The sequence below is a fragment of the Comamonas trifloxystrobinivorans genome, from assembly GCF_043359985.1.
GTDB lineage: Bacteria > Pseudomonadota > Gammaproteobacteria > Burkholderiales > Burkholderiaceae_C > Comamonas > Comamonas trifloxystrobinivorans.
The window spans coordinates 328,632-342,207 of the sequence record NZ_JBHZGV010000001.1 but is presented as its reverse complement, the minus strand read 5'-3'; the positions used below and the strand labels follow the sequence as shown (position 1 = coordinate 342,207).

The following is a 13,576-nucleotide window of genomic DNA, read 5'->3' as shown; positions in this document are numbered from 1 at the left end:
AAACCTTTGCCGGTTTCAGCGCGTTGTTTTATTCGGCCCTGGTGCACAGATCACGGCCAGAGGCAAGGCCTGCCGTTGCAGGCTTGAACTATGTGGGTGATTGGGATTTTGTTGTGCCAGCTGCACAGCGCCCAGCGTAAAATCAACAGCTTATGCTTCAGCAACGTACGATCAAGTCCTTGACCCGCGCCGTGGGCGTCGGATTGCACAGCGGGCAGCGCGTCGAATTGACGCTGCGCCCTGCGCAACCGAACACCGGCATCGTGTTCCGCCGCGTGGATCTGCCCGAGCCCGTCGATATCCCTGTCACCGCCGATGCGGTGGTGGATACGCGCATGGCTTCCACACTGGGCAAGGGCGACGTACGCATCCACACGGTGGAGCACGTGATGTCGGCCTGCGCCGGCCTGGGCATCGACAACCTGTACATCGATGTCACGGCAGAAGAAATTCCGATTCTCGATGGCTCCTCGGCCTCTTTCGTGTTTCTGCTGCAAAGCGCCGGCATTGAGCTGCAAAACACGCCCAAGCGCTTTTTGCGCCTGCTGCGCCCCGTGGAAATTCGCCAGGGCGAGGGCAACAGCCTCAAATGGGCTCGCCTGGAGCCTTACCACGGCTACAAGCTGCGCTTTGAGATCGATTTCTCGCACCCGGCGGTGGATTCCACCGGCCAAACCTTCGAGTTCGACCTAGGCACCGGCAACTACACGCGCGATATCGCCCGCGCTCGCACCTTCGGCTTCACCAAAGATGTTGAAATGCTGCGCTCCAATGGCCTGGCGCTGGGCGGTGGCTTGGACAACGCCATCGTCATGGACGACTACAAGGTGCTCAACAGCGATGGCTTGCGTTATGACGACGAGTTCGTCAAACACAAGATTCTCGATGCCATGGGCGATCTGTACATCGTCGGCCACCCATTGCTGGCCGCCTACAGCGCCTTCCGTTCGGGCCACGGCCTGAACAACCTGCTGCTGCGCGAGCTGATGCAGCAGCGCGACGCCTGGGACATGGTGAGCTTTGGCCATGTGCGCGAGGCGCCGCAAGGCTTCGCCCAGGCTGCCCTGGCCTGGTAAGGCGGCACGCCATGCTGCTGTTCCGCTGGATCTTCATGCTGCTGGTGCTGATGGCCGGCCTGAGCTTTTGTGTCTACCTCGGCACCGGCCAGCGCCGCTATCGCCAGTGGTCGCTCTTGCTGCTCAAATGGACGGTGATCGCCGGTCTGGCCTTTTTTGCCGTGCTTTTTGTTGGCCGCATGGTCTGATTGCACTTGAGCCACACAGGTAAAAACTCTGTAAATCTGGCGGCCGTCTCGCGAGCCCCCGAAAGCCTCAAGCTGGCTTGCGCAGAGCGTTAGCGCGCTTCTGCCATTGGTGCTATAACTTTACAAAGCAGCGCACCAGGTAAACCCAGACCTGCAGGGGTAAACCTGGCGCTTGGGCTTGACGTTGAATGTCCATGTCCTGGGCCTGGCTCCGTTGCCAGCTCCAGCTTTCCCGAAGAAAGGAAACGGTCATGAAAACACTGCGCCACACGTTCTCTGCCATCGCCGGTGGTTGGGGTCTGGCCCTGGCTTGTGCCATGGCAGTGAGCACGCCCGCCCAGGCCCAGCCCGATGGCCGCTACATGCACCAGCGCGATGGCCGCGGCCCCGATGGCAATGGCCCGCCCGGCCAACGCCGCCACTGGGACCGTGACCATGATCGCCGCCCTGAGTACCGCCCTGAGCGTCGCCCAGATTACAGGCACGACCGCCGTCCGCCACCGCCGGTGGTGGTGCATGAGCACCGCCGTCCACCGGTCTACGTGCCGGACCGCGGCCGTGGCGTAGGCCCGCGCCACGATTGGTACCGCGGCGGCTACGTGCCTGCGCCGTATCGCGGCTACAGCTATGTGGTGGGCGATTGGCGCGGCCACCGCCTGAGCGCGCCGCCACGCGGCTACCAATGGATTCAGTACGGTGGCGACTATCTGCTGATCGCCATCGGCACCGGCTTGATTGCGAATATTGTCTTCAATGCCTATTGAGCCCCTCAGAAGCGGCCATAATTCACGGCTCCACCGCTGCGCAAACTGAACCTTTGCTGGCGGAAGCCCTCCAAAGCTTACTTTGGTGGCTGCACCTGATGCCGAACACTGCTTCACGGGGTGATCGGATCCACGCATGAGGAGTAATGCAGCCGGCCAGACCTGTGCGCCTACGAAGTGCACAGGTTTTTTTTTGCCTGCTTGAAGCTGGGAGCTACCTTTTTTGGGTGGTGCTGTGCGAGGGGGGTGACGGAGTGGGCGCTCGTGCAGGCGTTGAAGGTTTTCGTTTTGGGGTGGCAATATGACCCCGGATGCGGCACTTCGCAGGCTTGCCATACCAGAGTATTGTCTGCGCCTGCGAAGCACCGCCTGCGGGGTCATCTTGCCATTGATGCGGTGATTTCGAGCGCTCTGCGCGCTGCTGGCGGGCGCTGTTTTAAATCCGGCGGGAGCCGTGTCCGGCGGGAGTGCTGCGCAGTGGTGAGCGAAGCAGTTTTGCTCAATAACTCCGCCCACCTTTGTACATCGCGTGCTGCTTGCGGTGCAGGGGGCTGACCTCGGCCATGCGGGCCATGGCGAGGCCGGCGTGGGCGTGGGTAATGGCCAGGCCCAGGGCGTCGGCGGCGTCGGTGCCGGGCAGGCCGGGCAGTTGCAGCAGGCGTTTGACCATTTCTTGGATCTGGTTCTTGGCGGCGCGGCCGTGGCCGACCACGGCTTTTTTCATTTGCAGCGCGGTGTATTCGGCCACCGGCAGGTTCTGCGACACCAGCGCCGTCAGCGCACAGCCCCGCGCCTGGCCCAGCAGCAGTGTGGACTGCGGGTTGACGTTGACGAAGACGATTTCTACCGACGCCATGTCGGGTTGGTAGCGTTGGCAGACTTCGGAGATGCCGTCAAAAATCATCTTCAAGCGGCCCGGCAGATTGCCCAACTCCAGCGTGGTAGTGCGGATGGTGCCGCTGGCCACGTACGACAGGCGCTGGCCGTTGACGTCGATGACGCCAAAGCCGGTGGTTTGCAAACCGGGGTCGATACCAAGAATTCTCATGAAAGTGCTTCAGCTTCGTGCCAACTGTCAGGGCAGTTCAGCATAGCGCATGCGGGCGGCAATCGTGGCTGTGCGGCGGTTCAGGTAGGCCGATTGCGGGTTCTTCTCGGCGCCCTTGGGGTTGGGCAGCATCACGGCCAGGCGCGCTGCTTCTTGTGTGTTGAGCTGTGCCGCGCTTTTGCGGAAATAGTGGCGGGCTGCCGCTTCGGCGCCAAAAATGCCGTCGCCCCATTCGGCGTGGTTCAGGTACAGCTCCAGAATGCGGCGCTTGCTCAGCGTGTACTCCAGCGTGTAGCTCAGCACCAGTTCCTGGCCTTTGCGCAGCATGCTGCGCTCGGACGAGAGCAACAGGTTCTTGGCCAGTTGCTGGGTGATGGTGGAGCCACCCACAATCTTGACCGGCTTGACGGGCACGGTGTTCGGATCAAAGGCCTCGCCCCGCTTTTTGGCCTGGGCTTCGGCACGGGCCACCGCTTTTTCCTGCTGCTGTTCGGCGCGCTCCTGCGCTTTGGCATTGCGCTCGCGGGCTTTTTCGATAGCGTCCCAGAGCACGCCGTCGTGGTTCACAAAATCATCGTCTTCCGAGGCGACAACGGCCCGCTTGAGCTGGTCGGAAATGCTGTCGTAGGGCACCCATTGCTGCTGCCAGTCCAAACGACCGTCGTGGCGGATCTGGCGCCAGGCTTCGCTGCGCTCAAACGCGGTGGAGGCGGGGTCGATATGCGCCATCAGCGCAATGCGGGCGACAAAAAACAGCTGCAAGCCTATGGCCAGCAGCACGGCCCAGCCTATCCAACGCGCAATCGCTTTCATGGTGGCGATGGTAAAGCAAAGCCTCAGTGCGCGGCGATCTCGGCGCGCACTTGCGCCAGCACCGGCTGCGAAGGCGGGCGCACGCCGCGCCACAGCAAAAAGGCTTCGGCGGCTTGCTCTACGAGCATGCCCAGGCCATCGCGGCCCACGGCGCCATGCTGTGCCGCCCATTGCAAAAATGGTTCGGCGGCCGGGCCATACATCATGTCGTAGACCAGGGTGCCGGCGCGCAGTACCTGCGCAGACACGGGGATAGCAGCGCCTTGCAAGCTGCTGGCGGTGGCGTTGATCACCACGTCGAAGCTGCCTGGCAAAGCCGATGTATCCAGCGCCAGCAATTCAGTGGCGTGCAGGGCGGAGATATCCAGATGCTGTTCCACCAGCGCTTGGGCTTTGCTGTGCGTGCGGTTGCACACTACCAATTGCGCAGGTGCTTGCTCCAGCAGCGGCGCCAGTGCGCCAGCCGCAGCGCCACCGGCGCCCAGCAGCAACGCGCGCTGGCCGCGCAAAGGCACGCCGGCATTGCGTGTGATGTCGGCCACCAAACCCAGGCCATCGGTGTTGTCGGCGTGGATGCGGCCGTCTGCGCCCACCACCAAAGTATTGGCAGCACCACAGCGTGCTACGCGGTCGCTGCGTGTGTCTGCCAAGCGTGCAGCATCCAGTTTGAAAGGCACGGTCACGTTCATGCCGCGCGTGCCGCCGGCCACCAATTGGCGCAAGGCCGTTTCAAAGCCGTCGAGTGGCACCAGTTCGCGCTCGTAAACCAGTTGCTGCCCGGTCAGTTCGGCAAACAGGCTGTGGATGCGGGGCGAGCGGCTATGGGCAATCGGGTTGCCCATGACGCAGTAGCGATCGGTGGAGGACATGGTGCTCAGCTTGAGAAAACGGGCACCTGGGTGCCCGTTGTTGTGGTGTGGATGCTGGTGGCTGACTTTACTGCAAGTTGGCCGTTTCCAGCACTTGGTCGCGGGTGAAGCGGAAGCGCGAGACCACGGCAATCTGGTCGGCTTTGGCGCGCAGGGCCGGGCCAAAGTGGCCAAAAGGGCCGGCGCTCACGGCAATGGCTTCGGCGCGGCGGTCGAGCTGCTGGTTGCCCGAGCTTTTGTAGACCTCGGTGCCGAGCACGCGGCCGTCGTAGTTCACCGTCATGATCATGATCAGCTCGCCATAAAGCTTTTTGCCGCCCGCTTCGGGGAAGTTGGCGGTGCCGCGCTCTTCCACCTTGCGGCGCAGCGCGTCGTAGTACAGCGCGTACACCTCTTCGCGCGTGGCGGGGCTGATGTAGCGCTTTTTCGGGCGGGCGTTTTCTTCGTGGATGCGCTTTTCAATCTCGGCCAGCATCTTCACCAGTTGCTGGTGCTTTTCTTCTTGCTCGATATCGGCCTGCGAAGCAGTGGCCTTGCGCGTATCGGGCGGCTTGTATTGGGCCAGCTGGTTGCGCAACTGGGCCAGCAGCTGCATTTGCTGCGCTTGCATGGCGTCGATCTGGCGCTGGCGCTCCTCGAAGTCATTGCCCATATTGGTCATGGCCGAGTAGGGCAGCGGGCTGGTGGCGCGCTCTTGGGTGTTGGCGGATTCGCCGCCGCCGGCCAGGTTGGCCTGGGCGATGACCTGGGCCTTGTCGGGCGCTTCCTTGGTTTGCGAGTTGACCAGAATCACTTCGAGCGGCGTGTCCTCGAACACGCGGTCAAAGGCTTCAGGGTCTACAAAGCGGATGCTCAGCACCACCGCATGCACCAGCACAGAGACGGCCAGCGCCAGCTGCAGGGTCGATAGCGAACGAAGAAAATGCAAAAACTTCACGGTTCCGGGTTAATCGGTTTTTGTGGTCGCCGCGTCCTCACTGTCGCTCATGTCCACCGCAATTGCGATAGGCCCGGCCACAGCCTCCTCCTCATCTTCTGGCGCTGCGGCTTCGGCCTGATCGGCCTGCGCATCGTCCAGTCTCTCCAGTACGGTTCCAGTCACATCGAGCGTGATCTCGTCGATCTCTCCCAGCTTGACCCGGACCTGGGCACCACGCGGCAAGTTCTGCGCGCCCAGCACCGGAAACACCAATGGTAGTGTATCTGCGCGCACCAGCATGCTGCCGGCCGCGCCTTCCTTCATGACTGTTGCGTTGAGTTCACTGATCTGGTTTTGCTGCAGGTACTTGAGTGTCCAGAAGCGCTCCATGCCCGCCTGGTAGCCGTTGTAGGCGCTGTAGGCCGCATCAAAGCCACTGATGATGGAGAACATCTCCGCATCCTTGGGCTTGAACGGTGCCACCAGCGCGGCCATGGCGCCATTGCGGGCGCAGGCGATGATCTGCCACTGGTTGACCAGGTCGGTGTAGCGACGCAGCGGCGAGGTCGCCCAGACATAGCTTTTGACACCAATGCCAGCGTGCGGCAAGGCCTTGGTCGACATGCGCACCTTCACGCCCGGCGCCAGGCTGGCCTGGCTGCGGTAAATGCCTGGCACGCCGTAGTCGGCCAGCAATTGGCCCCAGCTGCTGTTGGCCACGATGGCGGCCTCGGCCACGATCAGGTCGAGCGGCGCGCCGCGCTTGCGCACCGTGATCTGCACTGTCTCAGAGCCATCGGGCACGTTGTCGCCATTGCCTTGCAGGCGGAAGTTGTAATCCGGGCGGTTGAAGTTCTCGGGCTTGCCGCGCACCTCTTCGCGGCCCACTTTGAGGTGGCGCGAAAGACGGTACAAAAAGGTGAGCTCAGCGCGCTTGTCCAGCAGGGCTTGCGGTGTGTCGGCCACTTCCAGGCTGCTGTCGGTCAGCCATTCTTCGGTGGCAATGTGGTCCAGCTTGTCGTAGCGGAAGTTGGTCACCACCGGCACGCGTTCCAGCCGGGTTTCCTTGTTGATGACTTCGAGCGTTTCTTCGTTGTAGGTGACGTAGAGCGACACGGCCGGGTTGGCGCGGCCCTCGTCCAAGGTGTAGATCTGCACCACATCGTCGGGCAGCATGGTGACCTTGTAGCCCGGCATGTAGACGGTGGAATAACGGCTGCGGCCCACGTGGTCGAGCGCCGAGCCGGGCTCGATAGCCAGCCCCGGCGCGGCAATGTGTATGCCCACCGTCACCTGGCCAGTGCCCAGGCCTTGCACCGAGAGCGCATCGTCGATTTCGGTGGTGGCTGAATCGTCGATCGAATAGGCCTGCACCTCGGCCAGCGGCAAATCGCTGGGCGGTTGTGGCGCTGTGACAGCCGGGAAACCGGTGCCCTTGGGGAAGTTGTCGAACAGAAAGCGCTGCCAGTGGAACTGGTAGGACGAGTTGATGGCGCCGGCCTTTTGCAGCAGGGCTAGCGGTGCCAGCTGCGCTTTGCGGCTGGCATCGACCACGGCCTTGTACTCGGGCGCGTTCTTGTCCGGCTTGAACAGAATCTTGTAGAGCTGTTGCTGCACGGGCGCAGGCGTGTTGCCGGCTACCAGCTCGTCCGCCCAGGCGTCGATCTGGGCCTGGATCTGCTTTTTCTTCTCGATCGCGGCCAGCGCTTGCTGCACGATCTCGGCTGGCGCCTTTTTGAAGCGGCCCTTGCCCGCGCGGCGGAAATAGTGCGGCGCCTCGAACAACTTGAACAGCGCGGCGACTTGTTCAATGACGCTGGCGTTCTCGGAGAAATAATCGCGTGCCAGGTCGGCAAAGCCGAACTCTTCGTCGGCCGCAAACTCCCAGGCCAGCTGCGGATCGATGTCGGCCGACAGGGTTTGCGCCTGCGCGATCAGCTCGGCCGGCGTGGGTTTGTCGAATTTGAGCAGGATGTTCGACGCTTTGACCTTGACCCGTTTCCCGGAGTCCAATTCAATTTGGGCGGAACTTTCAGCTTCGGAGAGGATACGGCCGGCCAGAAACTTGCCAGCGTCGTCAAACAGTGCATACATAGCCGCGCATTTTCCCATGGCGGCCGGCCCTGCGGCGGCAGTGCAGGGTTTTTACTTTTGGGGCAGTGGCGCGCCCGCAGCCGGTTGCTCACCAGCCCATGAACCGGTCGATCTGCGGCAAATACTCGTCAAAATTGCTCAGCGCGTGGTCGCCGTCTTCTTGCAACAACTGCTCGGCGGCCGGGTAGCGCGCCACCATGTCGCGCCAGTCCAGCACCTCGTCACCCTTGGCGGCGATCAGCAGCTGCGGCGCTGCGGGCGCTTGGCCGGTCACGTCCAGGGCTTTGAGCTCATCGAGGTATTCGGGGCGGAAGAAAAAGCTTTCCTCCGGGTTGTGCCAGGCGGTTTGCTCGCCCAGATGCTGCTCCAGCGTGATCCAGGGCTGGGTGGAGGGGTTGATCATCACGCTCTTGCAGCGCAGTTGCTGGGCGATCCAGCTGGCGTAAAAGCCGCCGAGCGAGGAGCCGATCACCGCCAGGTTGTCCGGCGGCAGGCCGGCCCAGTTGCGGGTGGTTTGCAACAGCAGATCGGCCGCCTGTTTGGGCGAGGGCGGCAACTGCGGTGCCGCCCAGACGATGTGTTGCGTGAGCCCGGCCACATGGCGTTGCATGCGCTGGGACTTGGCCGATTGGGGCGACGAGCGAAAGCCGTGCAGATAGAGCAGATGGGTCGTTGTCATACAGACAATCATAGTGCGCGCGCCAGCGGGGCACTCCAGCCAGAGATAATGGCGGCCATGTCCGAAGTTTTAGACAAACCGAATGTGCTGCAGCGGCTCTTGCCGATGGTGCGCGGCTACGACTGGCCGCTGATCTTCATTATTGGCGCGCTGGCGGCCATCGGCTTGACGGCCATGTACTCGGCCGGCTTTGACCACGGCACGCGCTTTGTCGACCATGGCCGCAACATGGTGCTGGCGCTGGGTATTTTGCTGGTGGTCTCGCAGATTCCGCCACACCGCCTGGCCAGTTTTGCCCTGCCTTTGTATGCGCTGGGGGTGGCGTTGCTGGTGGCGGTGGCGCTGTTTGGCATTACCAAAAAGGGCGCGCAGCGCTGGGTGAACGTGGGCATCGTCATCCAGCCCAGCGAGCTGCTCAAGATCGCCATGCCACTGATGCTGGCATGGTGGTTTCAGCGCCGTGAAGGGGCGTTGCGCGCCGTGGATTTTGTGGTGGCATTTGCGATCCTGGCCGTGCCCGTGGGCCTGATCATGAAGCAGCCTGATCTGGGCACTTCGCTGCTGGTGATGGCCTCGGGCCTGGCGGTGATCTATTTTGGCGGCCTGTCTTGGAAGTTGATCATTCCGCCGGTGCTGCTGGGCGTGATCGGCCTGATCGCGATTGCCGCCTATGGCCACCATTTGTGCGATGACGGGCTGGATCTGGTGGTGCTGCACGAATACCAGCGCCAGCGCATATGCACCTTGCTGGACCCGACGCGCGACCCGCTGGGCAAGGGCTTTCACATCATCCAGGGCATGATCGCGATCGGCTCGGGCGGCTTCATGGGCAAGGGCTTCATGGCCGGCACGCAGACCCACCTGGAGTTCATTCCCGAGCGCACCACCGACTTCATCTTTGCCGCCTTCTCCGAAGAGTTTGGCCTGGCCGGCAACCTGCTGCTGATCTTCTTCTTTTTGCTGCTGGTCTGGCGCGGGCTGGTAATCGCCATGCGCGCACCCACCTTGTTCGGCCGCCTGATGGCGGGCGCGGTGGCGATGATTTTCTTCACCTACGCCTTCGTCAACATGGGCATGGTCAGCGGTATTTTGCCGGTGGTGGGCGTGCCGCTGCCCTTTGTGAGCTATGGCGGCACGGCCATGGTGACGCTGGGGCTGGCGCTGGGCATTTTGATGTCGGTGGCGCGTTCACAACGTCAACTAGTGCAAGAGCAGCCGCCGCGGCTTTGATTTACAGGCCTTTTCTTGGTACAACGGTGGGGCTTTTCCACCTACCAAGGAGTTTGCATGGCCGCCAAGTTTGAGCTCAAGAAGTCGAAGAACGGCAAGTTCTTCTTCAACCTGCTTGCTACCAACGGGCAGATCATTCTGTCCAGCGAAATGTACGAAGCCAAGGCCAGCGCCGAAAACGGCATCGCCTCGGTGCAAAAGAACGCAGCCGACGATGGCCGCTATGAGCGCCTGACCGGCAAGGACGGCTCGCCGTACTTCACGCTCAAGGCGGGCAACGGCCAGGTCATCGGCCAGAGCCAGATGTATTCCAGTGAAAAAGCGCGCGACGGCGGCATCGATTCCGTCAAGAACAACGGCCCGACCGCCACCACGGACGACCAAACCGCCGCCGCCTGAAGCCCGCCTGGGCGACAAAAGCCGCAGTTGCCGAGTGCGCTGCGGCTTTTTTGTGATCTTCTCGGAGGACGAGGCAAGACAAAACCTGGGTTAACTGGTATTTGAACCACATCGCTTCGCAGTGAAGGGGGCGCTGGAATCATTCACCACAGTGACGATATGGACCCGTAGGCGCGGCGTCTGGGGTGCAGACAGTACATTTGTACGGCAAACCCCAGCAACAAAGCATACGGGTTCATATCGCCACCTCAAAACGAAGACTCTCCAAACTGACTGGCGGTTGGTTTCGTCACCCGCACTTGCGCCCATCGGAAAACCGTAACATGCTTTTTTGCGCGCTTGTATCGCGGGCGTTCGGCCTCAGCTAACAACAAATCCTCATACGGCCATTGCCTTCCCCCTAAAATCACCGCTATGAATGCACCTTTTGACCTTGCTGTGGCCAAGCCGCTGGCGGCTGCTACCGAACAACGATTGGATATTGCGCGCAGCCTGCTGCTGACGCCGTTTGGCCTGGACGACGGCCATCTGGCGCGGGCGCTGGCCGATATCCGTGCCCACAAGGTTGACGATGCGGATCTGTACTTCCAGTACACCCGCGCCGAAGGCTGGAGCCTGGAAGAGGGCATCGTCAAGACCGGCTCTTTCTCCATCGACCAGGGTGTGGGCGTGCGTGCGGTGTCGGGCGAGAAAACCGCGTTCGCCTACTCGGACGATATCTCGCTGGAGTCGCTGCTGGATGCGGCGCATTCGGTACGCGCCATTGGCGCGGCCAGCCAGTCCAAGCAGGTCAAGGTGCCGGGCAAGAAGATTGCACTGAGCCGTTCGCTCTACCCCGACGTTGATCCGATCGCCACCTTGGACAGCACGGCCAAGGTCAAGCTGCTCGAAAAAGTGGAAAAGCTGGCCCGCGCCAAGGACTCGCGCGTCAAACAGGTGATGGCCGGTTTGGCGGCCGAGCACGATGTAGTGCTGATTGCCCGCGCTGACGGCACGCTGGCAGCTGATGTGCGCCCGCTGGTGCGCCTGTCGGTCACCGTCATTGCCGAGAGCAAAAACCGTCGTGAAGTCGGCTCGGCCGGTGGCGGCGGCCGTTTTGGCCTGGCTTATTTTGACGATGCGCTGATCCAGCAATACGTGGACGAAGCGGTCAAGGCCGCCTTGGTCAACCTGGATTCGCGCCCCGCACCTGCCGGTGAGATGACCGTGGTGCTTGGCCCAGGCTGGCCCGGTGTGCTGCTGCACGAAGCCGTAGGCCATGGCCTGGAAGGCGATTTCAACCGCAAGGGCTCCAGCGCCTTCAGCGGCATGATCGGCCAGCGCGTGGCGGCCAAGGGCGTGACGGTGCTGGACGACGGCACCATTGCCGACCGCCGCGGCTCGCTGAACGTGGACGACGAAGGCCAGCCTACGCAGCGCAATGTGCTGATCGAGGACGGGATCTTGAAGGGCTACATCCAGGACGCGATGAACGCCCGCCTGATGAAGGTAAAGCCCACCGGCAACGGCCGCCGCGAAAGCTATGCCCACATTCCCATGCCGCGCATGACCAACACCTACATGCTCGGCGGCGACAAAGACCCGCAGGAAATCGTTGCCTCGATCAAAAAGGGCTTGTACGCCACCAACTTCGGCGGCGGCCAGGTCGACATCACCAGCGGCAAGTTCGTCTTCTCGGCGAGCGAAGCCTACTGGGTGGAAAACGGCAAGATCCAGTACCCGGTCAAGGGCGCCACGATTGTGGGCAGCGGCCCGGAGTGCCTCAAGCACGTGACCATGATCGGCAACGACATGCGCCTGGACAGCGGCGTGGGCACCTGCGGCAAAGAAGGCCAAAGCGTGCCAGTGGGCGTGGGCCAACCCACGATGCGTATCGACGGATTGACGGTGGGCGGCACGGCGTAAAAGCGGCTTCAAACCCTGCACGAACCCCACAACGCCTGCGCGGATCACACCGCGCAGGCGTTGTTTTTTATGGTGTAAATGCGGCACTGCAACATGGTTGTGTTGTGATTTATTGTGCGAAACATCACTTTAAAGATGTTTTTATGCAAACTTGTCATTGAAATCCATATTTTTGCAATTTTTCTGCGTTTGTCTCCAAGCGCTTGTCAGCCATGGCGCAGCTTGTGGTACATTGAAAAGCATGCAAGCACGTAGCGCTTTTTATTTTTACTTTTGGTTCTCGGTCCCAGGCGGACGAGAGGCATAAGCGCGCGAGCACCCAAACCTCCCAGACAACCGCCGAAGCTGTAAAGCCCGGCGGTTTTTTGTTGCATGAACCCCACCCACTTTTAGGAACGTCAGATGACTCAGCAAGCCCACCCCGCAAGCGATGCTTGGTATCGCGGTGTCGAGAAAACCAGCCAAACCGACAACCAACGTATCAAGGAAATCACCGTGCTGCCGCCCCCAGAGCATCTGATCCGCTTCTTCCCCATCCACGGCACGCCGGTGGAAAACCTCATCAGCAACACGCGCCAGAACATCCACAACATCATGGCCGGCGACGACGACCGCCTGCTGGTCATCATTGGCCCTTGCTCGATCCACGATCCACTGGCCGCGCTGGAATACGCCCGCCGCCTCAAGGCTGTGCGCAAGGAATACGAGGACACGCTGGAAATCGTGATGCGCGTCTACTTCGAAAAGCCACGCACCACGGTCGGCTGGAAGGGCCTGATCAACGACCCGTACCTGGACGAGAGCTACCGCATCGACGAAGGCCTGCGCATTGCGCGTCAGCTGCTCATCGAGATCAACCGCCAGGGCGTGCCCGCCGGTAGCGAGTTCCTCGACATGATCTCGCCGCAATACATTGGCGACCTGATCAGCTGGGGCGCCATCGGTGCCCGCACCACCGAAAGCCAGGTACACCGCGAGCTGGCCTCGGGCATCTCGGCGCCGGTCGGCTTCAAGAACGGCACTGACGGCAATATCCGCATTGCCACCGACGCCATCCAGTCGGCCAGCCGCCCGCACCACTTTCTGTCGGTGCACAAGAACGGCCAGGTCGCCATCGTGCACACCAAGGGCAATGCCAACTGCCACGTCATCCTGCGCGGCGGCAAAACGCCGAACTACGACGCCGAGCACGTAGCCGCCGCTTGCAAGGATCTGGAGGCTGCGCATCTGCCCGCTACCTTGATGATCGACTGCAGCCACGCCAACAGCAGCAAACAGCACGAAAAGCAAAAGGATGTGGCGCACGACATCGCCCAGCAGATCGAAGGCGGCTCGCGCAGCGTGTTCGGCGTGATGATCGAAAGCCATCTGCAAGCCGGTGCGCAAAAGTTCACGCCTGGCAAGAACGATCCGGCCACGCTGGAATACGGCAAGAGCATCACCGACGCCTGCATTGGCTGGGACGATTCGCTGGCCACGCTGGCCGAGTTGTCGGCGGCCGTCAAGGCCCGTCGCGTGCGCGCAAACACCGAGGAAGCCAGCGCCGCAACCGTGTAAGCTCGCGCTTTTGGCCGCTGGCGGCGCAGCGCCGG

At 62.0% G+C, this 13,576-nt stretch carries 13 protein-coding genes; 7 read left to right on the top strand and 6 right to left on the bottom strand.

Annotated features, from left to right (window positions below; genetic code table 11):
* The first annotated feature begins 152 nt into the window (after positions 1 to 152).
* The 3 genes from lpxC (at position 153) to ACFIQF_RS01430 (ending at position 2,028) form a co-directional block, all read left to right on the top strand.
* Positions 153 to 1,076, top strand: coding sequence for a UDP-3-O-acyl-N-acetylglucosamine deacetylase (gene lpxC, locus ACFIQF_RS01440; RefSeq protein ID WP_393939448.1), 924 nt, complete (start codon positions 153 to 155; stop codon positions 1,074 to 1,076).
* A gap of 11 nt (positions 1,077 to 1,087) precedes the next feature.
* Positions 1,088 to 1,264: a hypothetical protein gene (locus tag ACFIQF_RS01435; protein WP_393939447.1), complete on the top strand. Its 177-nt coding sequence runs from the start codon at positions 1,088 to 1,090 to the stop codon at positions 1,262 to 1,264.
* A 251-nt stretch (positions 1,265 to 1,515) separates the two neighbouring features.
* Entirely contained in the window at positions 1,516 to 2,028 is a 513-nt protein-coding gene (locus ACFIQF_RS01430) for an RcnB family protein (protein WP_393939445.1), read from the top strand.
* A gap of 499 nt (positions 2,029 to 2,527) precedes the next feature.
* Here the strand turns inward: ACFIQF_RS01430 and ruvC are convergent, their stop codons facing one another.
* From ruvC to ACFIQF_RS01400, 6 genes are all read right to left on the bottom strand, one after another.
* Positions 2,528 to 3,076, bottom strand: coding sequence for a crossover junction endodeoxyribonuclease RuvC (gene ruvC, locus ACFIQF_RS01425; RefSeq protein WP_393939443.1), 549 nt, complete (start codon positions 3,074 to 3,076; stop codon positions 2,528 to 2,530).
* Positions 3,077 to 3,103: 27 nt separating this feature from the next.
* Positions 3,104 to 3,889, bottom strand: a complete 786-nt coding sequence (locus ACFIQF_RS01420; RefSeq protein WP_393939441.1) for a transglycosylase domain-containing protein — start codon at positions 3,887 to 3,889, stop codon at positions 3,104 to 3,106.
* A 23-nt stretch (positions 3,890 to 3,912) separates the two neighbouring features.
* Entirely contained in the window at positions 3,913 to 4,758 is an 846-nt protein-coding gene (aroE, locus tag ACFIQF_RS01415) for a shikimate dehydrogenase (RefSeq protein ID WP_393939440.1), read from the bottom strand.
* A gap of 67 nt (positions 4,759 to 4,825) precedes the next feature.
* Positions 4,826 to 5,695 (bottom strand): energy transducer TonB, encoded by an 870-nt coding sequence (locus tag ACFIQF_RS01410; RefSeq protein ID WP_393939438.1) that lies wholly within the window; start codon positions 5,693 to 5,695, stop codon positions 4,826 to 4,828.
* A gap of 9 nt (positions 5,696 to 5,704) precedes the next feature.
* The gene (locus tag ACFIQF_RS01405; RefSeq protein ID WP_393939437.1) at positions 5,705 to 7,771 is read right to left on the bottom strand and encodes a ribonuclease catalytic domain-containing protein; all 2,067 of its coding nucleotides are present in this window, start codon (positions 7,769 to 7,771) and stop codon (positions 5,705 to 5,707) included.
* A gap of 88 nt (positions 7,772 to 7,859) precedes the next feature.
* Positions 7,860 to 8,450: a YqiA/YcfP family alpha/beta fold hydrolase gene (locus ACFIQF_RS01400; RefSeq protein WP_393939436.1), complete on the bottom strand. Its 591-nt coding sequence runs from the start codon at positions 8,448 to 8,450 to the stop codon at positions 7,860 to 7,862.
* A gap of 57 nt (positions 8,451 to 8,507) precedes the next feature.
* On the opposite strand from ACFIQF_RS01400, the gene rodA reads away from it, so the two are divergent.
* The 4 genes from rodA (at position 8,508) to ACFIQF_RS01380 (ending at position 13,541) form a co-directional block, all read left to right on the top strand.
* Positions 8,508 to 9,680, top strand: coding sequence for a rod shape-determining protein RodA (rodA, locus tag ACFIQF_RS01395; protein WP_393939435.1), 1,173 nt, complete (start codon positions 8,508 to 8,510; stop codon positions 9,678 to 9,680).
* Between the two features lie 57 nt (positions 9,681 to 9,737).
* On the top strand, positions 9,738 to 10,079 hold the full coding sequence (locus ACFIQF_RS01390) for a YegP family protein (protein WP_393939434.1): 342 nt from the start codon (positions 9,738 to 9,740) through the stop codon (positions 10,077 to 10,079).
* Positions 10,080 to 10,493: 414 nt separating this feature from the next.
* Positions 10,494 to 11,984, top strand: a complete 1,491-nt coding sequence (tldD, locus tag ACFIQF_RS01385) for a metalloprotease TldD (RefSeq protein WP_393939432.1) — start codon at positions 10,494 to 10,496, stop codon at positions 11,982 to 11,984.
* 402 nt (positions 11,985 to 12,386) lie between these two features.
* Positions 12,387 to 13,541, top strand: a complete 1,155-nt coding sequence (locus ACFIQF_RS01380) for a 3-deoxy-7-phosphoheptulonate synthase (RefSeq protein ID WP_393939431.1) — start codon at positions 12,387 to 12,389, stop codon at positions 13,539 to 13,541.
* The last annotated feature ends 35 nt before the right edge of the window (positions 13,542 to 13,576 follow it).

Excerpts from the sequence above, each read along its gene's own strand:
- lpxC (WP_393939448.1), top strand. The coding sequence starts at position 153 with ATGCTTCAGCAACGTACGATCAAGTCCTTGACCCGCGCCGTGGGCGTC.
- ACFIQF_RS01435 (WP_393939447.1), top strand. The coding sequence starts at position 1,088 with ATGCTGCTGTTCCGCTGGATCTTCATGCTGCTGGTGCTGATGGCCGGC.
- ACFIQF_RS01430 (WP_393939445.1), top strand. The coding sequence starts at position 1,516 with ATGAAAACACTGCGCCACACGTTCTCTGCCATCGCCGGTGGTTGGGGT.
- ruvC (WP_393939443.1), bottom strand. The coding sequence starts at position 3,076 with ATGAGAATTCTTGGTATCGACCCCGGTTTGCAAACCACCGGCTTTGGC.
- ACFIQF_RS01420 (WP_393939441.1), bottom strand. The coding sequence starts at position 3,889 with ATGAAAGCGATTGCGCGTTGGATAGGCTGGGCCGTGCTGCTGGCCATA.
- aroE (WP_393939440.1), bottom strand. The coding sequence starts at position 4,758 with ATGTCCTCCACCGATCGCTACTGCGTCATGGGCAACCCGATTGCCCAT.
- ACFIQF_RS01405 (WP_393939437.1), bottom strand. The coding sequence starts at position 7,771 with ATGTATGCACTGTTTGACGACGCTGGCAAGTTTCTGGCCGGCCGTATC.
- ACFIQF_RS01400 (WP_393939436.1), bottom strand. The coding sequence starts at position 8,450 with ATGACAACGACCCATCTGCTCTATCTGCACGGCTTTCGCTCGTCGCCC.
- rodA (WP_393939435.1), top strand. The coding sequence starts at position 8,508 with ATGTCCGAAGTTTTAGACAAACCGAATGTGCTGCAGCGGCTCTTGCCG.
- ACFIQF_RS01390 (WP_393939434.1), top strand. The coding sequence starts at position 9,738 with ATGGCCGCCAAGTTTGAGCTCAAGAAGTCGAAGAACGGCAAGTTCTTC.
- tldD (WP_393939432.1), top strand. The coding sequence starts at position 10,494 with ATGAATGCACCTTTTGACCTTGCTGTGGCCAAGCCGCTGGCGGCTGCT.
- ACFIQF_RS01380 (WP_393939431.1), top strand. The coding sequence starts at position 12,387 with ATGACTCAGCAAGCCCACCCCGCAAGCGATGCTTGGTATCGCGGTGTC.